The organism is Pseudomonas sp. CFBP 8772 (genome assembly GCF_014841665.1).
Lineage (GTDB): Bacteria > Pseudomonadota > Gammaproteobacteria > Pseudomonadales > Pseudomonadaceae > Aquipseudomonas > Aquipseudomonas graminis_B.
Window position 1 is genome coordinate 45,122 of record NZ_JACYUI010000003.1, and the last position, 24,140, is coordinate 69,261.

Here is a 24,140-nt window from a genome sequence, read left to right on the forward strand (position 1 = left end):
GAGCCCTCGTTGCTCCGACACGGTGATGGCGGTCGGCAATTTCCTTATTTCAAACAAGCCGCTCCCCTCCGGGCCAAAACCCGGACGGCGGTGAATCGGGAGTAGGGTGCGCAGGGCCGCAGCGGGGTGCGGCGCCTGCTTCAGGTGCAGATCAGGTGCGGGTCATGTGTCGATCATTTGGACGTCATCACTGAAATCCTGGTGATGCCCGAGCGCTCGATCGACGCCATCGCCTTGGCCACCTGGCCGTAGTTGACGTTGGTGTCGGCCTGCAATTGCACGCGCACCTCCGGGTCCTTGGCCTTGACGTCCTTGAGGCTGAGCTCCAGGGATTCCGGCGCGACTTCGGATTTGGCCAGGTAGAACTTGCCGTCCTGATCGACGCTGACCACCACCGGGTCTTTCTTGTCGGCGGCGGCGACTGCGTCGGTTTTCGGCAGGTTGACCTTGATCGCGTTGGTCATCAGCGGCGCGGTGACGATGAACACCACCAGCAGCACGAGCATCACGTCCACCAGGGGCGTGACGTTCATTTCGCTGAGCACTTCATCGCTGTCTTGGGTGGAGAACGACATCAGCTCGCCTCCCGCACAGTCTGGCTGTGCTTGCTGGCGATGGCCTGACGGTTGATGGCGAAGGCGCTGCGCTGGGCGAGGGCGTCGAAGTCGTGGGCGAAGTCATCCATGTCGGCGACGGCGAGCTTGAGACGGCGCAGGAAGAAGTTGTAGATCAGCACTGCCGGGACCGCGACGGCGATGCCGACACCGGTGGCAATCAGGGCGTGACCGATCGGGCCGGCCACGGTTTCCAGGCTCGCCGAACCGCTGGCGCCGATGCTTTGCAGCGCTTCCATGATGCCCCAGACCGTACCGAACAGGCCGATGAACGGCGCCGTGCTGCCGATACTGGCGAGGATGGCCTGGCCGGCTTCCAGGGCGCGGCGTTCTTTCTGGATCTGCTGGCGCAGGTTGCGCTCCAGGCGGTCGGAGCGGTTGATGGTGTGGGCGAGCTGCTGGGTGTTGCGCGGCGTGTCGTCCACCGCCATGGCTTCGAAACCGCTGTTGGCGATCCGCGCCAGTGAGCCCGGGTATTGACTGGAGTGCTCGGCGGCGGTGAGCAGATCCGGCGCTGCCCAGAACGCTTTGGCGAACTGTTTGTTTTGGGTCTTCAAGCGTACGTACTGTGCGGATTTGATCAGCAACAGTCCCCAGCTCAGCACCGAAAACACCACCAGCGCCCAGAGCACGCCGGGGACAATCATCGAAGAGATCGATTCGTTCATGGTTACACCTCACCCGCTATATAAAGAGTTGTTGTTGATGGGCTGACCGGGTTCATTCGGGCAGCTTGAAGTCGATGGTTTGCGTCGCGAAGCCTTCGATCGGGGTGTCGCCGCGCTTGGCCGGAATAAATTTCCAGTTGCGCACCGTTTCCACCGCCGCATCGTCCAGCACCTGCTTGCCGCTGGATTTGGTCACCTCCACCGTGCCGGCGCGGCCGTTGGGCAGCACCTTGATGCGCAGGATCACGCGGCCTTCCATGCCCTTGCGCAGTGCCGCACCGGGGTATTCCGGTGGCGGGTTGCCCAGGCTGGCGAGCCCGGAAATCGCGGCCGATTCCTTGACCGGTGCCGCCGGTGCAGCCGCCGGGGCAGCGGGGGCAGGCGAAGGTGACGGGGCGGCCGGCGCAGGCGGGCTCGGCGCAGCGGGTGCTGGCGGTGCGGGCGGCGTTGGCTTTTTCACCGGTTCGGGTTTCTTCACCGGCTTGGGCTTCTCGACCTTCGGTTTCTCGACGGGCTTCTCCACCGGTTTCGGCGGCGGCTTGACCGCGTCGGGGTCCTCGACCGGTTGCTCCGGTTCGGGAGGCGGCGGAGGCGGTGGTGGCTCGGGCAGAGGCGGCGGGGGTGGCTCAGGTGGCGTTTGGGGCGTTGGCGGTGTCGGGCTGGTCAATTCGACGGTCATCTCGGGCACTTGCGGCGCAACTTCCGGGACGTCGGCTTTAGCGGTCTGCATATACCACCAGAGGGCGCCGTGAATAAGGACCGAGGCGGCAATCAATATCAACACGTGCGTGCGGCTTAGTTCACCCGGGCGCGATGTGTTTTCCTTGAAAGGAATACGCGGCCAGGCCATGGACAGTTCGTCCGGTGCCGGGTCAGGTATGGCTTTCGTTTTTACCGCGTCATTCATTAAAGCTCCCTCGGGTTGTTGAAGGGCAATAAGGGTCCGTTCAAACAAGTTGCCGTGCTTGAAGTTGACGTCCGTGCTGTCGGATGCACGAGGCCTGGGAAAGCAGGTCTTTAAGAGAACTGCCTTTATAAGTGCTGTTGCAGCGTGGGCTATGGAGAAGACATTGAGTTTCCCTGATTTCATGTTGAGTACGAAGACGTACGTCTTTATTTCAGAATGACTACCTAACGATCATCGCTACTGCAACCGCTATGCCAGTGCAGGGCTCTAGCGCGGCATTTATGGCCTGGAGCGGGGCGATGTCGCATTCCTGTAACTTTTTAGCGAATTTCATTTGATCGGACTCCGTTCACGTTATGGAGGCAGGGACAGTTACCTGAATAGGGGGCGAACCTATTCGTTCAGGTTCACCGCGTGGTTGCGCGTTGACCCGTTCCCGTTGAATCAGAAGTGCAATGCACCAAACGTGATTAAGTAGGTGCAAGTTGGTGCGTGAGTGTTCAAGTGATCATTGGGTGTTTCCTGAAAGTGTGACTTATCGGTCAGGGGGTGGAGAATCGTTATCGTTGTCGTGCACTGACTAAAAATGATCAGTGATGCCTTTTAGTGTGTGCAGATCAACAGCGAGCGATCGAGCGGGTAATTCAAAACGTTATGGGAGCAGGCGCACCTGTCCCGAATTGGAACAATAAGAAGTGGCTACTGAATCGCTATAAAAGCGGCAGCCGTTGAAACGAAATAAAGGTAAGGCACTGCAGCGCATTGGCGCTGGGTTTCAGCCGGAGCGCTGAAGGGAGATGGGGCGAACGGCAGGCTCGCTGACGGAGGCGTGCAGCGCATAAGGCAAGGCGCGGTGTGGGCGGATCGGGTGTGAGGGGCGCATGTCTGGCACGAATCGAATTCCTTATCGACGGACGCCAGACTTCTGGTCGGCGTCCTGCACTGTTTCGGACGGGGTAGTGTCCGGTTCCTGCCCGTAGGTGCGGGGTGCGCACCGTTTGGCAGCGTAGACTCGCGGCAGCCTGGGCTGGACGCGAAGCGTTTCGTGGTACTGACGTTCCACAAGAGAAACACTAGAAAGAAGTGTGCCAAAACGTGTCCGGTTGTAACATTTTTGACGCAGTGTCGTTTTTCCGCGGCGTTCGGCCTGTCTGGTACGCGCCTTTCCCCCGGTGCCACTACCTTTGGAGCGCATCAATGAGCCACTTTTTTCCTGATCGTCCGGGTTATCGCCCGCTTCGCGAACGCTTCATGGCGGCAGCCACGGCAGCTGGCGCACGATTGAGCGAATACGTCCACCCGCTGACGGGGCCGTTTGGCGAGACGCTGGCCACGGATGTCGCCTGGCTCGGCGACCCGGGTGCGCAGCGGGTGTTGGTGGCGTTGAGCGGCACCCATGGCGTCGAGGGCTATTACGGTTCCGATTGCCAGAGCCGCTGGCTCGAGGGTTTTGACCCACGCTCGTTGCCCGAGGGCGTGGCGATCCTGATGATTCACCTGATCAACCCCTGGGGCACGGCGTGGATGCGCCGGGTCAATGAGGACAACCTCGATCAGAACCGCAACTACCTCGACTTCAGCCGGTCATTACCGGACAACCGCGACTACGCCGACGTCCACGCTATCTATGCCTGCGATCAGTTGCGCGGGCCCCGGCGGGATCAGGCTGACGCGTTGTTTCAGGCAGCAATCGACGTGCGGGGTTGGGCAGGGCTGATGTCGGTGGTGGAGGCGGGGCAGTACGGATTCCCCGATGGCCTGTTCTTCGGCGGCCGCGAGCCGAGCTGGTCCAATCGCACGCTGCGCAGCATCGTCGGGCAATATTTGCAGGACGCCGAGGTGGTGACCTGTTTTGACCTGCACACCGGCGCCGGTGCTTACGGTCATCCGATGCTGATGAGTATCGTTGAATCAGCCTACCCGGCGCTGGAGGACGCGAAAGCGTTGTTCGGGCCGTGGCTGTTCACCCTGATCACCGGCGCTCATCGGGTCAGCGACACCGGTGTCGCGGCGACCTCCACTGGCTACACCTCGCAGATGCTCCTCGACGTGTTGCCGGGGGTGCATCTGATGCCGTTTGTCATTGAATGCGGCACGTACCCGGGCTCAGACGTACATGGGCATTTGCGTGATGATCACTGGCTGCACCTGCACGGCGACCCGCTGGACGAAACCGGGCGGCGGATCAAGCAGGGGCTGCTGAAGCAGTTCTATCCGGCGGACCCGGACTGGCAGGAAGTGGCGTGGGTCAGGACGCGGCAGGTATGGGACCGGGCGTTGGCGGCGTTGCCGGGGATTCGTGCAACCAGCTAATGGATCGAGCGCGGCGGGAGGACTCCGGTCCTCCAGACAACGCGCTATCTCGCAGCGAACAGTGTCCGTTAACCCACCAGCAGCCGCTGCGCCAGCGCTGGCAACAGCACCTCGCACGACGCTTCTATCTTGAGATCCAGCAGATCATCCGCCCGGGTTTTGCCCAGGTTGATGGCGATCAGCGGTTTGCCCTGATCGCTGACGGCGCGGCACAGGCGAAACGCCGAAAACGCCATCAACGATGAGCCCACGACCAGCAGTCCCTGGGCTTCTTCCACCCGCTGCATGGCCTTGGCTGCAGTAGGCGGCGCGACGTTTTCACCGAAAAACACCACGTCAGGTTTCATTCGCTCGCCGCCGCAATGGGGGCAGTGGGGCACCTGGAAGCGCTCTTCGAACGCCGGGTCGAGCAGGGTATCGCCATCGGGCGCCTGCACCGCATCGACGCCCGCCAGGTAGGGGTTTTGTTCAACGAGGGTCAACTGAATGATGTCGCGCTCGGTGCGCTGGCGGCAGTCCAGGCACAGCACCCAATGCAGGCTGCCGTGCAACTCCACCCCGTCATGGCTGCCGGCCTGATCGTGCAAGGTGTCGACGTTCTGAGTGATCACGCCGCTGATGAGGTCGTGCTGCTGCAAGCGCGCAATCGCCTCGTGGGCGGCATTGGGTTGCGCGGCGCGAACACGGGGCCAGCCGAGCATCGCCCGGGCCCAGTAACGGCGCCGGGCCTCGGGTGCATTGAGGAATTCCTGAAACATCATCGGCTGCCGACCCCGGCGCACGCCTTCGCTGTCGCGGTAATCCGGGATTCCGGAGGAGGTGCTGATCCCGGCGCCGGTCAGGACGACGAACGAGCGGTCGTGCATCCAGTGCAGCAGGGTGTCGACGTGGGTGTCAGGTCCATCAGGCATGCACAGGTCCTCATGATCGGCTGTGCGCTGATACTAGTAGGACCGGCTCCGTGCGGGAAGGGGCCCCAGTGAGCACCTTCAATTCTGCAGCGTGACGCCTGACGTCTTCCCGGCTGAAGCCAGTCCTACAGGTTGACCGCGTTGTGTCAGTCGGACCACTGCAAATCTCCGGTGGCGCCGCGGTCAATTTGTAGGACAGGCTTCAGCCGGGAAGGGGCCGGTGCGAGCACTATCAATCTCGAACCCGGCCCTGACCGTACCTAGCTCAACAACTCCGCAAACGCCTTGTCATCCTCCAGCACCTTCGGCAGGGCGGCGAACAGGGCATCCAGGTCAATCCCGTCCAGCAACGGCCCGTCGACTTCCTGCCTGGCCTGCGCGGTGGCGCCGCCGTGATTCTCCAGCGCGGCAGAAATGGTCAATGCCTGAGCCACGATCCGGGGCTGGGTCGCATCCCCCGGCGCCTGCATGGGCCGCGCCTGATAGGCGATGGCGTTCTGGATGACCTCCGGCAATCCCCAGCGCCGGGCCAGTTCCGCGCCGACTTCCGGGTAGCCAAAGCCCAGCTGCAGCGTTTCGATGGCCGCGCGGCCGGTCGTCCCGGTCTTGGTCACGCTGTTGATGCGCTCGGCAACGGCGGGCGCGCCGGTCTGGATCAGCAGTTCGCCGATGTCGTGCATGACCCCGCAGGTGAAGGCGATTTCCGCATCGGCGCCGGACTGTTTCGCCAGCAAACGGCAGATCCCCGCCACCTGAAAACTCTTCAGCCAGAAGCCCTTCAGATCAAAACTCGGGCCTGCCTTGAACGCGCCGGTCACCGCCGACGCCAGCACCAGCGTGCGCAGAGTGTTGAAGCCCAGGCGCATGGCCGCGTCCTCGATGCTCGACGACTCCCGCGCCCCGCGAAAGCGCGCGGAGTTGGCCAGCCGCAGAATCTTCGCCGCGATCACCGGGTCCTTTTCGATGTTGCCGGCAATGCTGCCCAGGTCCGACGACGGGCTGTCGAACTGTTTGATCAGGTCCTGCGCCACCTTGGGAATGCTGGGAAGACTGCTCAAATCGGCGAACAATTGATCGATACCCATGGGTGCTGCTCCTGTCTCGGACGATTTACACACCATAGGCAACATTGGCGAAACTGCACGGGTCGGCCGGCGGTTTTGCTACAGACGGCACAAACCCCGATGCTTGAGTCGGGCCGCCCAGGATCTTTTTCAGCTCATCTGCCGCGGAGGCGGTTTGCGGGGAGAAAAATCAGTAATATGGCGACACACCGGAACGGGTCGCGTCCTGCTCCGGGCTTTATCGATGAAACGCCAGACGCCGGACACTCCCGGTCGCGCTGGCCTGGACATAGAGGGTGTCATGGGTAACGACAGCATTAACTGGGACAAGCTCGGCTTCGACTACATCAAGACCGACAAACGCTACCTGGCTCACTGGCGCGATGGCGAGTGGGACCAAGGCACCCTGACCGAAGACAACGTGCTGCACATCAGCGAAGGCTCGACCGCGCTGCATTATGGCCAGCAATGCTTCGAAGGCCTCAAGGCCTATCGCGCCAAAGACGGCTCGATCAACCTGTTCCGCCCCGACCAGAACGCCGCGCGCATGCAGCGCAGTTGCAGCCGCCTGCTGATGCCCCACGTGCCGACCGAGCAGTTCATCGAAGCGTGCAAGCAAGTGGTCCGCGCCAACGAGCGTTTCATCCCGCCGTACGGCACCGGCGGCGCGTTGTACCTGCGCCCGTTCGTGATCGGCGTCGGTGACAACATTGGCGTGCGCGCTGCGCCCGAGTTCATCTTCTCGGTGTTTTGCATCCCGGTGGGCCCGTACTTCAAGGGCGGCATGAAGCCCCACAACTTCGTCATCTCCAGCTACGACCGCGCCGCACCACAAGGCACCGGCGCGGCGAAAGTCGGCGGTAACTATGCCGCGAGCATGATGCCCGGCGCCGAGGCCAAGAAAGCCAACTTCGCCGACGCCATCTACCTCGATCCGTTGACCCACACCAAGATCGAAGAAGTCGGCTCTGCCAACTTCTTCGGGATCACCCACGACGACCAGTTCATCACCCCGAAATCGCCGTCCGTGCTGCCAGGCATCACTCGCCTGTCGTTGATCGAACTGGCGCAGAGCCGTCTGGGCCTGAAGGTCACCGAGGGCGAGGTGTTCATCGACAAGCTCGACCTGTTCAAGGAAGCCGGCGCGTGCGGCACCGCGGCGGTGATCACCCCGATCGGCGGCATCAGCTACAAAGACAAACTGCATGTGTTCCACAGCGAAACCGAGGTCGGTCCCGTGACCCAGCGCCTGTACAAAGAGCTGACCGGCATTCAGTCCGGGGACATCGAAGGCCCGGCGGGCTGGATCGTCAAAGTCTGATCCGACGCGTCCTGCACGTCCGAAAGCCACCGCCTTGCGCGGTGGTTTTTTTTTGCCTTCGATTTGGTCAGGTACGTCATCGCAGACGTCAGGGTATGAAACCACTGAACTGATCACCCGGTGCAACGCCGGTGGGTGAGCTAGGGTTCAAGCGCGCGCGTTCTTTTAGTGGGCCCGGCTTTGGCGGGTGATTTAGCCAAAACACCTGCCGGAAATTGACCGACGTCCGTCACCGACGACAAAAAAGGATACCTCATGCACCCACCCGTCTTGTTCCGTCCCGCCGCTTTCAACCGGCCGCTGACCCTGTCCCTCGGCCTGCTCGCCGCCACCCTGGTGTCCAGTGCATGGGCAGACGACTATCCCCACGCCCAGGAACCCATTGGCACGGTCGAGCAGATCTACGACGGCGCCATGCTCCCGGACCTGGCGGTCAGCACCTATCGCAATATCGGCCGACTGTTCCCCACCCACACGATCAAGGCCGGCGATCACCCCTATGCGCTGCCGAAATCGGATCGGCAACTGCCCAACGTGCGCTTCACCGTCGAGGGCAAAAAGTACGACCTCTATGACTTCGTGGCGCTGGACAGTATTACCGCGATGCTGGTGATCAAGGACGGCAAGATCGTCTTCGAAACCTACCAGCGCGGCAACACTGAAAAGACCCGCTGGATGTCGATGTCCATGGCCAAGTCCATCACCTCGACCCTGACGGCGGCGGCGATCAGGGATGGCCTGATCACGGGCCTTGACGCCCAGGTGGTCGACTACGTGCCGGCCCTCAAAGGCAGCGCCTACGACGGGGTGACCGTGCGCAACGTGCTGGTGATGTCGTCGGGGGTGAAGTGGAACGAGACCTACACCGATCCGGCGTCGGACCGGCGGGCGTTGCTCAAGGCGCAGATTTCCCAGCAGCCTCACTCGGCCATGGCGCTGATGGCAAGCCTGTCGCGCGCTGCCGAGTCCGGCACGGTGAACAACTACAGCACCGGTGAAACCCAGGTTCTCGGCGAGATTGTGCGGGGTGCGGTGAAGATGCCGCTGGCCGAGTACCTGTCGAAGAAGATCTGGCAGCCGTTCGGCATGGAAAGCGACGCCACCTGGTGGCTGGACTCGCCTGACGGCGTGGAGATCGGCGGCAGCGGCATCAGCGCCACGCTACGGGATTACGGGCGCTTCGGGCTGTTCTTCATGAACGACGGCAAGATCAACGGCACCTCGATTCTGCCCGACGGCTGGGTCAGGGAAGCGACGCTGCCGACCACCCTCAAGGGCGGCAAAAGCCTGGATTACGGCTACATGTGGTGGACCGCCTGGACCGCGCCCTCCGTCAAAGACGGCGCCTATTCGGCGGTCGGCATCCAGGGCCAGAACATCTACGTCAACCCGGCCAATAACGTCGTGATCGTCACCTTCGGCGCACAGCCCAAGCCGGTGGACAAAGAGCCCATCGACCCGATGGCCTTCTTCGATGCGGTGGTCACGGCGTTGAAGTGACCTTGTATGCATCGCTGGCCCCACCGCGCACGCCTGACCTGCAGGCGCGCGTTTGCCTGCCAAGAGGCGGGCATGGGCACCTCATCCGTTGATGTAATAAATGCACAGCGACAGCGTGACCAGCGAGCCCAGCGTCGAGATCAGGATCGTGCTCGACACCACCGACGCCTCGCGCTTGTAGTACTCGGCCAGCATGAACGGCCCGGTGCCGGTGGGCAGGGCGCTCAACAGCAGGGCAGAGTTGGCCCACAGCGGCGGCAGGTGGAACACCCGATACGCCAGAAACCAGGTGAGCAGGGGGTGAGCGATCAGTTTGATCAGCACCAGCAACGTCGTGCCCTCGCGCGGGCCTTGCTGCTTTTGGGCGAGAAACAGTCCCAGGGAAATCAGCGCGCAGGGTGTCGTCGCAGCCCCCAGCAGGCTGAGGAATGTATCCAGCGCGCCGGGCAATGCCACGCCGGTCGATGCCCAGCAGGCGCCGAGGATGGGCGACACCACCAGCGGGTTTTTCGCCAGCGCCAACAGCACTTTGAGGACGATGCGGTGCACCCGGGCCTCGCTTTGCAGGCCGACTTCGATGCACACCAGGGCGATGCCGAATACCACGCAGACCACCAGCAACGAGGCGATGAGGGCCGGTTCCAGGCCTTCCTGCCCCAGCACCATGACGCACAACGGAATGCCGATGTAGCCGGTGTTGGCATAGGACGCGCTGAGGGCATCAATGCTGGCATCGGCGAAATGGCCGGCCTTGCGGCGCCGCAGCAGTAAGGTCATGACGAACATCGCGAGGGTCGACAGGGTGAAGGTCAGCACGAAGCCCGGGTGCCAGATCTGTGCCCAGGTGGCGTGGGCTGTGGCGGTGAACAGCAGCGCCGGCAAGCACAGCCAGACCACCATTCGATTGATTTCAGACGCGGCGGTCGGTCCGAGGCGGTTGGTGCGGCGACAGAGGTAGCCCACCAGGATGAGCGCGAAGATCGGCAGCAAGACATTCAAAACGGAAGACATCGAACCCGGGCCTATGGCGCAACAAACGAGAGGCGCAGAGTAGAGGGCGCCATCGCCAGGGTGCAACTTTTCTTGTCAGCGAAAAGCAGCGGGGGCGGGCGTTTGGACAGGGTGCTGGCAAAGCGATGCCCGACGGGTGTCGGGCACGGTAACGGGCGTAGCGGTCATTACTTTTTCAGCGGTTTCAGGTTGCCCGGCGCGATGTCGAGGACCTTGCCGTCTTCCATGTTGATCAGCGCGTATTTGTCGCTGATCAACACCCATTGGGTACCTTCCTTTGGTGCGTGCAGGCCCTTGCCTTCCCAGTCCTTGACGCCGACGCGCTCGTCTTTGTACAGGTCATGGGTGGTGTCGCCCACCTTGTACTGCTCATTGGTGTGTTCTGCCTGCACGCTTTTTGTCGCAGGGGTCTGTGCCGCCGCGGCGAAGCTGGCCCCGCCCAAACAAGTAAACACGGCCGCGCAGGCCATCAGTTTCTTCATGTTCATGGGAATTCCTCTAGTCGTTCTTATACGTTCTTCAAGAGATGGTGCGCGCCACGCAAACCCGGCGCGCTGGGTCGCTGCCCCGACTTATTTCTCGATCGGGACAATCTTGGTGATCTGGCCATTGGTGGTCTGCACTTCAACGTATTTGTTGTTGATGCGCACCCATTGACTCATCTTGGCCGGTTCTTCCAGGCCCTTGGCTTTCCAGTCCTTCAGCGCTGCATCCGGGCGCTGAAATTCCTGCGGCGATCGGCTGCCGACTTCGAGCTCCCGCATGTTGTCTCTGGAAGGTTGAATGGTCGGCTCCGTTGCATTGGCGGCCTGCACCGTGAAACTCGCAACGGAAATGCTACCCAGAATCGCCAGACCGGCAATGAGCGATTTGCTGTTCATTCGAAACTCCTTGGCCAGCGCGTGGTGCGCTGTCATTAGTTCCGACCGTGGGCCGCGCAAATCATTCAGTGCAGGTGCTGGCGCGCCGCCCGTTCTGGCGGGCGGCGCTCACGAATATCAAAGGGACAGCGCATCGGCAACGCTGGCCGACAGCGGTGTGGACGGCCGGCCAATCAGACGGCTTAACTGCCGACCGTTGTCGAACAGTGCACCTTTGGCCGCGGCGGCATCGGAGTTGGCGAGCAACTCGGCGACGAATGCCGGCAGCCCCGCGTGCAGCAACGCAGCCTTGTAATCGGCCTCTGGAAGATCGGTGTAGACGACAGGCTTGCCGGATTGCTGCGCAATTTGAGCGGCGAATTCCTTCAGCGTGTAAGACTCGTCGCCGGCCAGTTCGTAGACCTTGCCCGCCTCATCATCAGTCGATGTCAGTACAACGGCCGCCGCCGCTGCATAGTCCGCCCGCGCAGCAGAGCTGATCCGGCCTTCGCCCGCGCTGCCGTAATGCGCGCCGTTCGCCACCGCGTGGGCGACGCCGGCCGTGTAATTTTCGTGGTACCAGCCGTTGCGCAACACCACCGCCGGAACGCCGGACTGCGCCAGCGCCGCCTCGGTCTGCTGATGTTCTTCAGCCAGGCCCAGCGCCGAGGAGTCGGCATGCAGCACGCTGGTGTAGCCCAGCAGTTGGACACCGGCGCGTTGGGCGGCATCGATCACCGCGCGATGCTGAGCCACGCGCTGGCCTACTTCACTGGACGAGATCAGCAGGACCTTCTCGGCGCCTTCGAAGGCGCGGTCGAGCGTGTCCGGCTGCGAATAATCGGCCTGGCGAACCTGCACGCCCTGGGCAGCAAGGTCGGCCACTTTTTCCGGGTCACGGACGGCCGCGACGATCTGCGAGGCAGGCACGGTTTCGAGCAGCTGAGCGATGACGAGGCGGCCAAGCTGGCCTGAGGCACCGGTGATGACGATCATGATGATTCCCGAGAGAAGTGATTGAGCGATCAGCATAGTCACCGTGCTAACCTTTCGTAAGTACGTACGAAAAGGTAAGTGTCATGAGCAATATGTCTCCTTCCTCTGCTGGCACTGTCTCGTTGCTCGAGCGAATCCGTACCGGTGAGGTGCTGGCCCGGGACTGCCCGTCGCGGGAAATCCTCAATCATGTGTGCAGCCGCTGGGGGGTGTTGGTGCTGGTGGTGTTGCTGGACGGCATGCACCGGTTTAGCGAGCTGCGGCGCAAGATCGGCGGGGTCAGCGAAAAGATGCTGTCGCAGACGCTGCAGAGCCTGGAACAGGATGGGTTTGTCGATCGCAAAGCGCTGCCGGTGGTGCCGCCCCACGTCGAATACCGTTTGACCGCGATGGGCGAGGAGGTCGCCTTGCAGATGGACGGGTTAACGTCCTGGATCGAGGAAAATCTGTCGCGCATTCTGGCGGCGCGGGAAGGGAAAGCACCGGCGCTGGAGTGAGCGGTGCTTCTCGTTGCAGAGGCGGGCTGCGGCGCTCAAAAAGCGGCATCCCGACTGTGCGCGTTCTGCTTGGCCAGGCAGCAACCCACCCTCGTTTCGCTGCCAGCCAAACCAACGTGCAGTCGGTCTATAGACCGACCAGACGCTTAACGCTTACGCATCATCAACAGCGCAACCACAATCGCCAGGGCGGCGATCCCGGTCGCGATCCAGCCGAGCGACCCAAGTCCGAAGTGGCCAATGCCCAGGCCACCAAAGATCGCACCCAAACCGATACCGGCGTTAGCCGCCGAGATATTCATGGTCGCCGCCAACGCCTGAGCCTTGGAGCCGGCCTGCATCACACGCACCTGGCACACCGGGAACAGTGCGGTGTACGCAACGCCCCACAGCACCAGCGCGGCGATCAGCCAGATATGATCAGTGGCCAGTGGAATGGCGGCGGCCATGCCGACACTCAGAATCACCAGAAACAGCACCATGGCGCCCAGCGGGCTGCGGTCGACCAACTTTCCGCCCCATTGGTTGCCGATCATGCCGACCGCGCCGAAGCCCATCAGCCACCAGCCCACTTGATTGGTCGGCACGCCGGCCAGGGTCTGGAGGATATCGGCCAGGTAGGTGTAGGCCGTGAACATCGCGGTGAACGCCAGCACGGACAGCAACACGTGGGCGAGAAAGCGCGGCTGTTTGAGAATGTCGGTCTGCTTCTCGCCGTGCTTGGCCGGCGAGGAGGGCAAGGTCGGCATGCACAGCTGCATCAGGATGGCGATGACCAGGGAGATAACGGCCAGCACCCAGAAGCTGCCGCGCCAGCCGAGGGTATCGGCGGCGACGGTGCCCAGCGGTACGCCGAACACCAGGGCGGCGGAAATGCCCAGGTAAACCCGCGACACCGCCTGACCCGACTTGCCGGGTGCTGCCAGTTGCCCGGCGGTTTCGCTGGCCGTGCCCCAGAACACGGGCAGGCCCAGCGCCGGAATAAAGCGCGCGAGGGCCATGACCCAAATGTTGGTGGACAGCGCCGCCAGCACGTTGGAGGCGGCGAACACCAGCAGGATGATGGTGAACAGCTTTTTGCGTTCCACGCCGGCCAGTTTTGCCGTGAGGAACGGCCCGAACAGCATCACGGTAAAGGCGAACAGCGTCACCACTTGGCCGGCCACGGCGATGGAGACACCGAGGTCGTGTGCCATCGCCGGAAGCAGTCCGACGATCAGGAACTCAGTGGTGACGATGATGAAGGCGGCGATCGCCATGATCAGGATCTGTATCCCTGACCGAGACGTGGCATCCGGCGCTGACGCCGTTGCGGAGTGTGAGGGTTGCATAGGTGAAGCTCCAAAAGACGATGCCATAGCCTATTGGAGATCTGTATTCTCATCCGCGACATAAATGACTTACTATCGCGAATCCAATTCAGTAATGGTGTTTGCGTTGTTCTCCTCCGAGCGTCTCAAAGGCATTGACGTATTTGTGGCAGTGGCCGATTTCGGCAGCTTCGCCAATGCCGCACTCAAGCTGAACCTGACAGCCTCGGCGGTCAGCAAAGGCATCGCCCGCCTGGAACAGCGGTTGGGCCAGCGTTTGTTCAACCGCACCACCCGGCGGTTGTCCCTCACCGAAGCCGGTGTGAAGTTCTACGCCACCTGCAGCGGCGTGCTGGCAGACCTCGAAGAAGCCGAGCTGGCCCTCGCCTCGGAGCGGCATGAACCCCATGGCCGGGTGCGGATTGATTTGCCCGCGTCCTACGGGCGCCTCCATGTGTTGCCGCTGATTCTCAATTTCGTCAAAGAGTACCCGCTGCTGCAACCGCATATTTCGTTCTCCGACCGGTTTGTCGATCCGGTGCATGAAGGCATCGATATTGTGGTCAGGATCGGTGGGCGCGACGCCTGGGCCGCGGGGCTGGGGCATCGGTTCATCGGCGCCCAGCGACTGGTCTTCTGTGCCGCGCCGAGTTATATCGCCGAGCACGGTCGGCCGCAGACCGACGCCGATCTCGAGCATCATCACTGCATCGCCTACGGCCAGTCCGACGGGCAGGTCGGACCCTGGTATTTTCGCGGGCGCGTGCCGGGAGATCAGGAGCGTCGGGTCATTCATCCGCGCATTGCCGTGGGCGACGGGGAGGGGGAGGTGTCGGCCACGCTGGAAGGCCATGGCATCGCTCAGTTGCCGACCTGGCTGGTGCAGACCCACCTCAACGAAGGTCGGCTGGTGGAAGTGCTCCCGGAGCTTGCGACCGATGGACTGCCGATGAACCTGGTCTGGCTGAAAGCCCGAGAGGCACTGCCGAAGGTCAGCATTCTGCTCAAGTACCTCAGCGAGCATCTGGCGCCGTACGGCAGCGTCGATTCTGCTGCCGGGCCGGCCTGATCCGGGCGCACACAGCGGCGGGCTATAAATCCTTGCCCATGGTCATCTCGCAGACCGCCATCCCCGAGGTCTCGTAGAGCGTCCGCGCGGCAACGTTGTCCGAAAACACGTTCAACTCCAGACGCCGAATGCCGCGCTCGAGGGCCCAGGCTTCGACGGCGATCAGTGCCTGCCTGCCCAGACCCTGACCTCTGAAGGCCTGATCAATTTCCAGGTCGTAGACGAACAGTCGGGTGGGCAACGGCGGGTTCTCCACAATCCCTATCCAGAGGCTGCCCACCTCAGTGCCATCGGCGTTGCACACGCGGTAGAAGTAATGCCCCTCGGTGTCCAGACCGTCCTCCAACAGTTCATTGAAGTCAGCGTTTGCGCTTGTGCAGGCCAGCGCATCACGCAGCCCGTAGGTCCGCGCAATGTCCCGGGCGTACCCGGCGACCGAACGGGCAGCAAACACCTGAAAATCAGCCGCGTTCATCGCGATCAGCTTCATACCTGCGGCCCTGCCTGTGACGCGGGCGCTTTCCCGCGATAAGCCACCAGCGCCTGCTCCAGCGCGCCCATCGCCGCATTGAGTGCAGACTGCCGCTCGCCGACAATGGCCTCCGGCGCGTCGGCCTCGCAGGCCGCTTCCAGCGCTTCGCAGCCTTGAATGACCGCGGTTGCCGAAATGATGTTCGCGGCGCCGCGCACCTTGTGGCCGATGTCTTTCAGCTGGCTCGGCAGCGTGGTCGCGTTCAGCTCGGCGCGGTCCTGATGCATGCTGGCGATCAGCTGATCCAGTAGTCGCTTATTCATGTCGGCCCTGCCACCGGTCAACGCTTCGATGGTGTGCGGGTCGAACACAGCCTGGGGCGGCAGAGCGGACAGGGACGGGAGCGTGCCCGGCGCAGACGAAGGCCGCAGCGGCATGACCTTGCGCAGGCGGTCGTTCAGCGCGGTCAGGCTGATGGGTTTGAACAGGCAGTCATCCATCCCGGCATCACGGCAGCGTTGCTTTTCCTCCGGCTGCGCATTGGCGGTGTAGCCCAGCACGGTGCAGCGCGGACGCGCCTCGGTTTGCTCCAGCTGACGGATGGCCCGGGTGAGGTCGTAGCCGTTCATGACCGGCATGTTGCAGTCGGGGATGTGCCGGTTGCGTAACATTCTGATTTTTATGGGAAATAAATCTTCCCCAATATCCCCCCAATATTTCCCAAAAACTCCTCAAGCAACATCGATCCACTCCGAGCCGCGTCCGTCTTTGTACATTTCCGTCATTGCCGCGTTCCGGTGTCCCAGTAGCTTCTGAGGATCTCTGCCCTCTGCAGCGTGAAGGCGCGCCGCCAAAGAGCGCATTTCGTGGAAGCTGGGCGGATGCGGTCCCAAATCGATGCCGAGATTGGCTGCTGCTTGGTCACGGGCTTCGGCAAATATCAGCGTGAGTGTGTTCAGCTTGATCGAGCTGCCGGCCTTGGCCCCGCCAGCGCTTCTGGAGTGGTGGACCAGATGTTTGGATACCACCCGGTCTCTGCACAGCTTGATAACGCCGGCCAAATCCAGACCTATAGCTTCCAGCCGCAGAGCGGTGCTCAGCCTGAGACGCGCCCCCGTTTTCGACTGAACCACATGCAGGAAGCCATCGTGATCATCCTTGAAAAGCATTGACCCTATGTCATCCCGGCGCTGACCGGTCAGTAGGGCCAGTTCCATCGCGCGTTTCAGCCAAGGACGATCAGTGGCAGCGTGCATGGCCTTCCAGAGCTCCAAGCTCAGACGTGAGCGCTTGACCTTCGACCTGGCTGGCCTCGTAGCGTCAACCGGGTTTAGATCACACCAGCCCGCCGCGATGGCCTCTGTGAAAACGTCGCGCAGGAGTGAACGCATTGCCTTGGACATCGGCGCTTTGTCGGCCTTGGTGAACGTTGCCAGGAAGCTCGCTATGTCCATTGTCCGGATGCTGCGTATGTACTTATTGCCGAATGCTTCCTTGATCGCCCTAAGCCTGCTCCTGGTAGTGCGCATCGTATGGACGCTCAGACCCTTTTCAGGATAGATCGCGTCATACTCGATCAGCCAGTCGGCAAACTTACGGTCGGCCTCCACCACTGGCTCGGCAATACGCGCGCGCAGTGTGGGTCTCAAAACCTCGGCGTGGTTGGCGGCCACAGCCTCCATCACTGCGGCCTCCTTGTCCTTACCCAGCCCAAACATTCTCCCGCTCACCGGATCGCGATAGGTGTAGTAGGTGGCGCCGTTGCGGCGGTCAGTCTTCCGGTAAAGGTTGGGCGGTAAATCCTTTGATCCTGGGTTACGCGGCCTTGGTGCCATAGCGTGCATTCTCTATCCGGCTGATAAGGCTGCCGCCGGCAATGCGCGCGGGCGGCTTTTCAGGTTCGTTGTAGTGGGCTTCGGCTTCCACATAATAGCTGCGTCCGTGCTTCACCGGCGCGGGTGCGATCCGCCCTTCCCGGGCCCATTTGCGCAGGGTGTTCTGGCTGGGCGGCGTCTTGAACTGATCAGCTGCCCACTCCTCAAGAGTCATTTTCGCCATGTTGGATACCTCCGTCCGGGGTCTATGCGGGTTTGATCAGTCAATTTGGTAGTAGACGTAGCAGTCGACGCCCTGGGCCTTAAGCGAGCGATGCATCGCCTGAACACCTGCGGCTCGACGATTGCCGATCCCGGCAAAGGGCGTGTCGAGGTGAAGGCCGCGTCTGTGCCACCCGCTGCGCTCCTGCAGGTAGCCAGGCAAGCCAGCAACCCACGCATCCCGGGCGCCGGGCATCGGGATGACGACCCGATCACAGTTGGCGCTACCTCCGTCATCCGGCCGGGCCTCGGCAGCCAACTTCCCGGCATCGATCGCGGCGGCGATCTTTGGGCCGAGGGTCGCGATGTATTCTTTTTTCACGGGCAATCTCCCGCCCGCCGTACACCGGCAGGCATGTGGATAGATGGGGAAGGGGTTATTCCGCTGGCGGCGGCAGCAGTTTCTGCGCGTGCTCGACCATGCGGCGCCCGTCGGGCAGCAACATGTGAGGCATAAAGACCTCTTCGAACGTCATCAACTGGCACTCGACTGCTGTCACCTGGGCCTTTACCCAGTCGCGCAGCAGTGAGGACACGGCGATCTGTGCGATATCGGCGGCCTTCTGCTTGTGTTCCGCTGCCGTGGAGCGCATCCGGCTGGTATGCGGGTCTTCCTTGAGCCAGGCCGTGGCGTAACCGCCCCAGTGGCCGGGCAACTGGACGGTGCGGCCGCGGTGCTCGAATTGCACCAGCGTGATCTGCTCGCGGGCCTTGTGCATGATCCCGTAGTTGTCGCAGCCGAAGCGGCCGAGGATCTTCTGGATTTCCGCAAAGGCCTTATCGCCGCTGGTAGCGTTTTCGTAGGGAAGACTCATGCCGCCTCCTTGATCCGATCAGCGCGCGGCGCCGGCATGTACATCCCGTTGCAGCGCCAGACACCCGAAGGCATCAACGGTGCATGGCATCCAGCGGTCAGGGGTGCCGTACTGGGCGGGGAAGAAAACAAGGCGGGTCATAGCGATTCCACCTTCTCGAAATAGAACACCACCGGCGCCAATGTCTCGACGATCAGGCCGTACGCCTTCGCCAGTCGGTAGATGGGGTGATAGAGATTGAGACTTTTTACGTGGCCCACCAGGTAAGTGCGCCATTCCTCCAGAGGCATTTGGGACTTGCTGAGATTGCACGGGACGCAGGCTGGCATCATGTTGTCCAGGTTGTGGTTCTGCGGACGTTCGGCTTTGCCTTCCCAGCGGTGACTTGTTCCGCGCCGGACGGATTGCATGTGGTCGGCGTGCCAACGGTCACCAAGTTCGATGCCGCAATATGCGCAGCGGCCGCCGTATTTCATGCGGACCTGCTCGCGCTCCAGCTTTTTCAAGCGCACAGATGTCTCCTCGCCGCACTCGCAGCAGGCAATAGGGATAGGAAGAATGAACGTGGTGTGAGATTGACCAATGCGTGTAAACCTCCATTTATAGAGGGGGAGGTTGGGGGCAAATGTAGCGAGAGGTGGGTAATAGGGTGCTAGTATTGTGGGTGTTTTCTGTTGGGCTGATCCAGATGCATTCTTTCGGAAGCTGCATCGAATTTTCCGCCAATAACGGTGCTTGGGAGCTGGAATGCACTATTTTAAAAACTTCAAGAACTATTCTTATGCTGAGATTAATCTCTTCTCAAATTTCGCGTTATTGATAGGGAAAAATGGTAGTGGAAAATCTAATCTGATAGAAGGCGTCGAGCTTTTAGCTGCTTTGGCAGAGGGTCGCCCACTACATGAGATGGTGGAGGGACGGGCATATCTTCCAAATGTCTACTCGATTCGAGGTGGAATTCATAGCTGTCTTAAGTTCGGCGAGGATACATTCTCGTTGGGCTTTTCTGGTGTCATTGACTTTTTAGATAAGAAAGAGTCGTTCGATTACTGTATCTCCATATCGATAGATCCTTTCCCGTGTGTAGTCGCTGAGCATTTCATAGTCGGCGGTCGGCGTGTTTTTTTTGCTGAAAGCGAATCTTTGAGTAGAGACGGTTTCTTGAATGTACAGTTTGATAACTTTGCAAGGGGTGGGACTAAGCCTCAAAAGCGCTTATACGGTGATCGATCAGTTCTCTCGCGGTACGAAGAGCTGGTTGGTGGTAACGAAGCAGGGGATAAAAAGAAGAAGCTAAAAGCTGTAGGGGTAGTGGGCGTTATAAGGCGTTATTTGCAATCGTCTTACGTCTTCGATCCTAGCCCTAAGTTGATGAGGGACTACGTCCGTCAAGGTCAGAACATTCTGTTAAAGGATGGTTCTAATATTTCTGCCGTCCTCTATACAATGTCCAAGTCCGAATCGACGCCATCACCACTGGAAAACATCCTCTCGGTGATTCGACAAATACCGGAGGAGCCTTTTTTAGAATTTGGATTTGTTGTTACTAGTCAGCATGATGTGTTGCTCACGCTCAAGTCTGGAAGTTATCCAGTGGATGCAAGGTTGATCTCCGATGGCACACTACGTGCTATGGCGGTGGTGGTGGCGTTGGAGTCAATCCAGGATGGATCACGTGTCGTGATTGAAGAGTTTGATAATGGGTTGCACCCCAGCCGAGCTGAGGTCCTACTTAAGGCTATCAAAGAAGTTGTTGGGAGAAAAAGACTCAATATATTGCTATCAACGCATAATCCAGCGAGCTTGAACTCGTTGGACTCGGAATGGCTAAAGAATGTCCATGTTTGTCATTGGGACGGATTATTAGAAAGCTCTCGTTTAACTAAGCTACTAGATGTGCCGGATGTTGACTCTCTTCTTGAGTCCAACGGAGGGCTGGGAGATTTAGTCACTCGATCAGTTTTTGAGAAACATCTCGCTCCACGCTTTGAAGAAAGCAAAAAGCAGGTTGCCAAGGACTGGTTGAGGCGGTTGAGCGAATGAGTAAAATAATCTTGCTCGATACCAGCTTTATGCTGGAGCTTTTTGCAGTTCCGTTGGATTCAACTCCGGAAAGGCATCATGCAGCAGTTGCGCTTTTTGAAAGTGCTATTGAAAACTCCTACGATATTTACTGTACTCTTGGGGTTTTATACGAAATTGCCAACCACATTGTCGATATAAAAAATATTAAGGTTCAATCGCAGATCGCAGAACAGTTCAAAGGCATGGTGGAGTTGGCATGGGCTGAAAACATACCGTTTACGGTTATACCTAATTCCAGTTCGGCGGAAGTCTTGGCCCAGTTCGCCGCATTGCCTGAGATTTGCAGGAAGTATAACGAGTCATTAAGGCAGCGCTTGAGTTTAATAGACTGCACAATTGTTGAGGTTGCTCAAAAGCTTAGATCTAATTACCGCGATCGGGAACGGCGGTGGCCTGCTCATATCTGGACCTCCCATGGAGAGCTCAAAGCGTTGGAACCCGATCGATTTGATCATGACTTTTTCTGAGCTGCGATTCGATGACTTCGATCAGAGATAAGTTGCGTCTTTAAATACATCCATCTGTGCCGCGCCGTCCATCCGCGCAACGTCGATTCTTGCTTGAGCTAGATCCGCATAGTTCTGGCTCAGTTCGCATAGGATCGACCGTCGACCCTCCTGCATTGAAACCAGCGAGGTGGTACCAGCGCCGCCGAACGGGTCTAACACGACCCCTCCGCGCGGTGCGCCGGCGAGGATGCATGGCCTGATTAGATCGGGCGGGAAGGTGGCGAAGTGGGCGCCCTTGAAACTGTGTGTGGCCACAGTCCATACAGAGCGCTTGTTCCGCTCTGTCGGCATGATCGCGAGGGCCGAGTTCATCGACTCGTTATCCTTGACCCTACCGCGCTGGCGCTCGTCGGCATCGGTGCCGTGACCCCATCCCACGCCGTTGGTCTTGCGTGCCGTCGCTTTCATGTTGCCGTTGCTCTTCGTGCCGCCGTTGGCCCGTTCGCTACCGATCTGCGCCTGGACGTCCTGGGACAACCGCGCGTGGGTGTTCGGGGAGCACGGTTCGAGAATGGCCGCCTGGTCGAAGTAGTACTTCTTCGATTTGCTCAGCAGGAAAACGTATTCGTGCGACTTGGTGCACCGGTCCCGTACGCTCTCAGGCATCGGGTTCGGTTTGTTCCATATGATGTCCTGCCGCAGATACCAGCCATCGTCCTGCAGTGCGAAGGCAAGGCGCCAGGGCATACCCATCAGGTCCTTTGACTTCATTCCCATCTCGCGGCCGCGCACACCGGTACCCGATTTGAATCGCGGGTGTTCGTTGATCTGTCGCGCAGACGTCACGCTGCGGCCGGACATCTGTCCGTCACCTTGAGGCCTGCCTTGCGCTCCCCAACTGCCGGCGTAGCTGTCACCCATGTTCACCCAGATGGTGCCGTCGTCGCGGAGTACTCGACGCACTTCGCGGAACACGGCAACAAGGCGAGCGATGAACTCGGCGGGCGTTTCTTCCAGGCCGATCTGACCCTCGACGCCATAATCGCGCAAGCCGAAGTACGGCGGGCTGGTCACGCAGGTGTGAACTGACTGGTCGGGCAGCGTCCGCATCATATCGATGCAGTCGCCGACCAGAATCTGGTGCTGCTGGCTCATGGTTCGATCTCATGCGATGGGAAAAATGGCCTACGCTTACCGCTCCACAGAAAGGGATACGGCATGTACGAAGATAGAGAGAAGGGTTTGTATCTTGCGCTCAAGGCAGTGCTAAGCGTTGCGCAGAAGAGGGGGTTGAACTTAGATGATCTTACAGAGGCGGTAGCCGATGAGCTGCTGCAGTACAAGTCTTATGATTCGCAGCATGTGCCGACTGCCATCAAGGAGATCGAGCTTGCGGTTGACGCCCTGTTGGTCTGATTGATTAGGCTGCTGCGGCCTGGGCCTTCTGCGCCGTGATCGCCTTGGCGGCATGGTTGATCCTGTACAGGCGCTGCACCAGCCCTTGTGATGGCTCATCTACTCTGTTTTCGTACCACTCATCACCCAGGCAAAGCGCCTCGCTGTTATCGCGCATGAACATCATGGCTTCTTCAGTAAAGGCGATTTCATGCGCTGCATCGAGGGCATCATCCCAGTGCATCCAGCGGTCATCGGTGTGGCTCATGTCCCGCCGCTTCGCCAGGACAAGCTGTCGAAATTCAGGCCACTGGACCGCGTCAACTTGATCAGGATCCTGTAGCCACTCAGGAAGCGATTCGAACATCTCTTCCTCGCACTCTTCACGCAGGGCCTGGGCGATGTTGCGCATCAACACTTCGCGGAATAGGCGCTCGCTGAAACTGCGCTTCTTGCACACCTCACTCAGTTTCGTGTGCAGGTAGTAGGTCACGTCGTCACCAGCCAAAAACTCAATGCCGTAGCCCAGGCCCACGCTGAAGGTCAGGTTGTCGATGTCACCGACTACGGCGATACCGAAGCGCGTCATAAGGATGTCGAAGGCGTAGAAGGTGTTTTTTGCAGCTTTGCAGCGCCAGATCACTGCGACTTTCTGGTCGACGATGCAGGTGTATTCGTGGTCGGCCATGTTTTCTGCGGCGCGGTCTCGATAGTCCTGCTCGGTTTTCTTGCGCTTCGCGATCTCCGCGCGGCGTTGAGTGTCGTATTTGTCGTCCATGGTGATCTCCATGTGTGCGCCACCCTCCGAAAGTTCGGTGGCGAATAGGTTGGTGGTAGGCTATACGTGGGGACCGGGAATCAGCCGTATGAGGGATTTATGAGCTATGAATCATGGAGTTCGCTGTTAAAAATCGTCGGATACGCTGGCGCGTTATTTGTTCTGATCTCCACTGTTGGCCTAGGGGTGGTCAACGAGCAGCTTGATAAGGTCAAAGATGCAAAAATAGATGATCTGGTCTCAGGTAAAAATGCGCTCCTGCAAAGCGCTGAACAGTATAAAAAGCAGGCAGAAGAGAAGCAGAAACAAATCGACGAGCTCAAGGCAAAAGCGGCCAACGCATCGCGCGGTATTACGAAATTCAGGGAGTTCAGCGGAGTTCTAAGGGAGACTAGGGCTGGGTTTAGCGCGGTGAGAACAGGAAATAGTTTCGAAGAGTCTATTTTTCCTACGTTGGAGGAGCTCGCGAACACGCATCGCTGGACTGAGTTAGACTCATTGTGCACGGAGGGCTTAACCAAATCTTCGAATTGGATGACTCTCTTCTTTTTTCGAGGTCTGGCGAGATTGAATCTAGCTCAGCTGGATTTGGCTCGACACGATCTCGAGACTGTTTTAGATAACGTTGGTGATAGTCCCGATTACGCCCAAGCGAATAATTGGCTGCAAGCCATCGCTAATCAACGCGCCGGTCAAAGCTAACCTTAGATGTGCTATCCAATGTGAAGCTGACCGGGCGAATGCTGCGCGCGATGCCGTCAGCCTTCGTGATGGCGCCCTTCTTGATCAGCGCCGCAATGCGCCCGCCTATCGCGTTAACGTTAACCTGCTCAGCCTTGGCAATCTCTGCGATGGTCGGCGAGTAACCATGCTTGCGAATGTAGCTGCGGATGTAGGCGAGAGTTTTTGCCTGCGCCTGTGTCAGTTCACATTTCGGCACCTTGTTCTCCATCCCGCCGGGCCCATGGGCTGCACAAGCAGGGTCATAGTTATGTTTGCGTGACATCGA

Annotated in this window: 30 protein-coding genes; 9 read left to right on the forward strand and 21 right to left on the reverse strand. The window is 60.0% G+C overall.

Annotated features, from left to right (window positions below):
• Window positions 1-173 precede the first annotated feature (173 nt).
• Genes IFT99_RS06950 through IFT99_RS06960 form a run of 3 tightly spaced genes read right to left on the reverse strand, consistent with a single transcriptional unit; the run spans window position 174 to window position 2,189 of the window.
• Window positions 174-575 carry an ExbD/TolR family protein gene (locus IFT99_RS06950; RefSeq protein WP_065991471.1) on the reverse strand — a complete coding sequence of 134 codons (402 nt, stop codon included), beginning with the start codon at window positions 573-575 and terminating at the stop codon, window positions 174-176.
• A complete protein-coding gene (locus IFT99_RS06955) occupies window positions 575-1,282 on the reverse strand; it encodes a MotA/TolQ/ExbB proton channel family protein (RefSeq protein ID WP_141695229.1) in 708 nt (235 codons plus the stop codon). Before IFT99_RS06955 ends, IFT99_RS06950 begins: the two co-directional genes overlap by 1 nt.
• A 52-nt stretch (window positions 1,283-1,334) precedes the next feature.
• Window positions 1,335-2,189, reverse strand: coding sequence for an energy transducer TonB (locus IFT99_RS06960; RefSeq protein ID WP_192131094.1), 855 nt, complete (start codon window positions 2,187-2,189; stop codon window positions 1,335-1,337).
• Between the two features lie 1,197 nt (window positions 2,190-3,386).
• On the opposite strand from IFT99_RS06960, the gene IFT99_RS06965 reads away from it, so the two are divergent.
• The gene (locus tag IFT99_RS06965) at window positions 3,387-4,502 is read left to right on the forward strand and encodes a DUF2817 domain-containing protein (protein ID WP_192131096.1); all 1,116 of its coding nucleotides are present in this window, start codon (window positions 3,387-3,389) and stop codon (window positions 4,500-4,502) included.
• A 68-nt stretch (window positions 4,503-4,570) separates the two neighbouring features.
• On the opposite strand, the gene IFT99_RS06970 is transcribed toward IFT99_RS06965, so the two are convergent.
• Together IFT99_RS06970 and IFT99_RS06975 are read right to left on the reverse strand one after the other, a co-directional pair.
• A complete protein-coding gene (locus tag IFT99_RS06970) occupies window positions 4,571-5,413 on the reverse strand; it encodes an NAD-dependent protein deacetylase (RefSeq protein WP_192131098.1) in 843 nt (280 codons plus the stop codon).
• Window positions 5,414-5,673: 260 nt separating this feature from the next.
• Window positions 5,674-6,498 (reverse strand): HDOD domain-containing protein, encoded by an 825-nt coding sequence (locus IFT99_RS06975; protein WP_244656922.1) that lies wholly within the window; start codon window positions 6,496-6,498, stop codon window positions 5,674-5,676.
• A 280-nt stretch (window positions 6,499-6,778) separates the two neighbouring features.
• Between IFT99_RS06975 and IFT99_RS06980 the strand changes: the two genes are divergently transcribed.
• Both IFT99_RS06980 and IFT99_RS06985 read left to right on the forward strand, forming a co-directional pair.
• Window positions 6,779-7,798 (forward strand): branched-chain amino acid aminotransferase, encoded by a 1,020-nt coding sequence (locus tag IFT99_RS06980; protein WP_065991476.1) that lies wholly within the window; start codon window positions 6,779-6,781, stop codon window positions 7,796-7,798.
• Window positions 7,799-8,053: 255 nt separating this feature from the next.
• Window positions 8,054-9,298 carry a serine hydrolase domain-containing protein gene (locus tag IFT99_RS06985; protein WP_192131103.1) on the forward strand — a complete coding sequence of 415 codons (1,245 nt, stop codon included), beginning with the start codon at window positions 8,054-8,056 and terminating at the stop codon, window positions 9,296-9,298.
• 81 nt (window positions 9,299-9,379) lie between these two features.
• On the opposite strand, the gene IFT99_RS06990 is transcribed toward IFT99_RS06985, so the two are convergent.
• The 4 genes from IFT99_RS06990 to IFT99_RS07005 all read right to left on the reverse strand — a co-directional run bounded on the left by IFT99_RS06990 (window position 9,380) and on the right by IFT99_RS07005 (window position 12,165).
• Window positions 9,380-10,309, reverse strand: a complete 930-nt coding sequence (locus tag IFT99_RS06990) for an AEC family transporter (RefSeq protein ID WP_192131106.1) — start codon at window positions 10,307-10,309, stop codon at window positions 9,380-9,382.
• 167 nt (window positions 10,310-10,476) lie between these two features.
• Window positions 10,477-10,797, reverse strand: coding sequence for an RcnB family protein (locus tag IFT99_RS06995; protein WP_065991479.1), 321 nt, complete (start codon window positions 10,795-10,797; stop codon window positions 10,477-10,479).
• An 84-nt stretch (window positions 10,798-10,881) separates the two neighbouring features.
• Window positions 10,882-11,190, reverse strand: coding sequence for an RcnB family protein (locus IFT99_RS07000; protein ID WP_065991480.1), 309 nt, complete (start codon window positions 11,188-11,190; stop codon window positions 10,882-10,884).
• Window positions 11,191-11,307: 117 nt separating this feature from the next.
• The gene (locus tag IFT99_RS07005; protein ID WP_192131108.1) at window positions 11,308-12,165 is read right to left on the reverse strand and encodes an SDR family oxidoreductase; all 858 of its coding nucleotides are present in this window, start codon (window positions 12,163-12,165) and stop codon (window positions 11,308-11,310) included.
• Window positions 12,166-12,248: 83 nt separating this feature from the next.
• Here IFT99_RS07005 and IFT99_RS07010 point away from each other — a divergent pair, with 83 nt between their 5' ends.
• Window positions 12,249-12,662, forward strand: coding sequence for a winged helix-turn-helix transcriptional regulator (locus IFT99_RS07010; protein WP_192131110.1), 414 nt, complete (start codon window positions 12,249-12,251; stop codon window positions 12,660-12,662).
• Window positions 12,663-12,808: 146 nt separating this feature from the next.
• Here IFT99_RS07010 and IFT99_RS07015 read toward each other — a convergent pair whose 3' ends face one another.
• Window positions 12,809-13,993, reverse strand: coding sequence for an MFS transporter (locus tag IFT99_RS07015; protein ID WP_065991483.1), 1,185 nt, complete (start codon window positions 13,991-13,993; stop codon window positions 12,809-12,811).
• Window positions 13,994-14,099: 106 nt separating this feature from the next.
• Here IFT99_RS07015 and IFT99_RS07020 point away from each other — a divergent pair, with 106 nt between their 5' ends.
• Complete coding sequence (locus IFT99_RS07020; RefSeq protein WP_065991736.1) at window positions 14,100-15,041, forward strand: LysR family transcriptional regulator; 942 nt, start codon at window positions 14,100-14,102, stop codon at window positions 15,039-15,041.
• A 22-nt stretch (window positions 15,042-15,063) separates the two neighbouring features.
• Here the strand turns inward: IFT99_RS07020 and IFT99_RS07025 are convergent, their stop codons facing one another.
• From IFT99_RS07025 to IFT99_RS07055, 8 genes are read right to left on the reverse strand one after another with little or no spacing between them, the layout of a single operon-like run.
• Complete coding sequence (locus IFT99_RS07025) at window positions 15,064-15,531, reverse strand: GNAT family N-acetyltransferase (RefSeq protein ID WP_192131112.1); 468 nt, start codon at window positions 15,529-15,531, stop codon at window positions 15,064-15,066.
• Complete coding sequence (locus IFT99_RS07030) at window positions 15,528-16,184, reverse strand: response regulator (protein WP_274605112.1); 657 nt, start codon at window positions 16,182-16,184, stop codon at window positions 15,528-15,530. Before IFT99_RS07030 ends, IFT99_RS07025 begins: the two co-directional genes overlap by 4 nt.
• 60 nt (window positions 16,185-16,244) lie before the next feature.
• Entirely contained in the window at window positions 16,245-17,348 is a 1,104-nt protein-coding gene (locus tag IFT99_RS07035; RefSeq protein ID WP_192131955.1) for a phage integrase Arm DNA-binding domain-containing protein, read from the reverse strand.
• Window positions 17,329-17,571 (reverse strand): excisionase, encoded by a 243-nt coding sequence (locus IFT99_RS07040; RefSeq protein ID WP_192131116.1) that lies wholly within the window; start codon window positions 17,569-17,571, stop codon window positions 17,329-17,331. The genes IFT99_RS07035 and IFT99_RS07040 overlap by 20 nt, the downstream gene beginning before the upstream one ends.
• Window positions 17,572-17,607: 36 nt before the next feature.
• Complete coding sequence (locus IFT99_RS07045; protein WP_192131117.1) at window positions 17,608-17,931, reverse strand: hypothetical protein; 324 nt, start codon at window positions 17,929-17,931, stop codon at window positions 17,608-17,610.
• Window positions 17,932-17,986: 55 nt separating this feature from the next.
• Window positions 17,987-18,424, reverse strand: a complete 438-nt coding sequence (locus IFT99_RS07050) for a hypothetical protein (RefSeq protein ID WP_192131119.1) — start codon at window positions 18,422-18,424, stop codon at window positions 17,987-17,989.
• 18 nt (window positions 18,425-18,442) lie between these two features.
• Entirely contained in the window at window positions 18,443-18,565 is a 123-nt protein-coding gene (locus IFT99_RS26450) for a hypothetical protein (protein WP_274605113.1), read from the reverse strand.
• Window positions 18,562-18,936 (reverse strand): HNH endonuclease, encoded by a 375-nt coding sequence (locus tag IFT99_RS07055; protein ID WP_192131121.1) that lies wholly within the window; start codon window positions 18,934-18,936, stop codon window positions 18,562-18,564. Before IFT99_RS07055 ends, IFT99_RS26450 begins: the two co-directional genes overlap by 4 nt.
• A 235-nt stretch (window positions 18,937-19,171) precedes the next feature.
• Between IFT99_RS07055 and IFT99_RS07060 the strand changes: the two genes are divergently transcribed.
• Entirely contained in the window at window positions 19,172-20,467 is a 1,296-nt protein-coding gene (locus IFT99_RS07060) for an AAA family ATPase (protein ID WP_192131123.1), read from the forward strand.
• Complete coding sequence (locus tag IFT99_RS07065; protein ID WP_192131125.1) at window positions 20,464-20,976, forward strand: hypothetical protein; 513 nt, start codon at window positions 20,464-20,466, stop codon at window positions 20,974-20,976. The genes IFT99_RS07060 and IFT99_RS07065 overlap by 4 nt, the downstream gene beginning before the upstream one ends.
• Before the next feature lie 21 nt (window positions 20,977-20,997).
• Here the strand turns inward: IFT99_RS07065 and IFT99_RS07070 are convergent, their stop codons facing one another.
• Window positions 20,998-22,113 (reverse strand): DNA-methyltransferase, encoded by a 1,116-nt coding sequence (locus IFT99_RS07070; RefSeq protein WP_192131127.1) that lies wholly within the window; start codon window positions 22,111-22,113, stop codon window positions 20,998-21,000.
• Between the two features lie 63 nt (window positions 22,114-22,176).
• On the opposite strand from IFT99_RS07070, the gene IFT99_RS07075 reads away from it, so the two are divergent.
• Entirely contained in the window at window positions 22,177-22,374 is a 198-nt protein-coding gene (locus tag IFT99_RS07075) for a hypothetical protein (RefSeq protein ID WP_133772887.1), read from the forward strand.
• 4 nt (window positions 22,375-22,378) lie between these two features.
• On the opposite strand, the gene IFT99_RS07080 is transcribed toward IFT99_RS07075, so the two are convergent.
• Window positions 22,379-23,131, reverse strand: a complete 753-nt coding sequence (locus tag IFT99_RS07080; protein WP_192131129.1) for a hypothetical protein — start codon at window positions 23,129-23,131, stop codon at window positions 22,379-22,381.
• Between the two features lie 99 nt (window positions 23,132-23,230).
• Here IFT99_RS07080 and IFT99_RS07085 point away from each other — a divergent pair, with 99 nt between their 5' ends.
• The gene (locus IFT99_RS07085; protein WP_192131131.1) at window positions 23,231-23,833 is read left to right on the forward strand and encodes a hypothetical protein; all 603 of its coding nucleotides are present in this window, start codon (window positions 23,231-23,233) and stop codon (window positions 23,831-23,833) included.
• On the opposite strand, the gene IFT99_RS07090 is transcribed toward IFT99_RS07085, so the two are convergent.
• Complete coding sequence (locus IFT99_RS07090) at window positions 23,808-24,083, reverse strand: LexA family protein (RefSeq protein WP_192131133.1); 276 nt, start codon at window positions 24,081-24,083, stop codon at window positions 23,808-23,810. The two genes, IFT99_RS07085 and IFT99_RS07090, sit on opposite strands and share 26 nt — an antisense overlap.
• Window positions 24,084-24,140 lie beyond the last annotated feature (57 nt).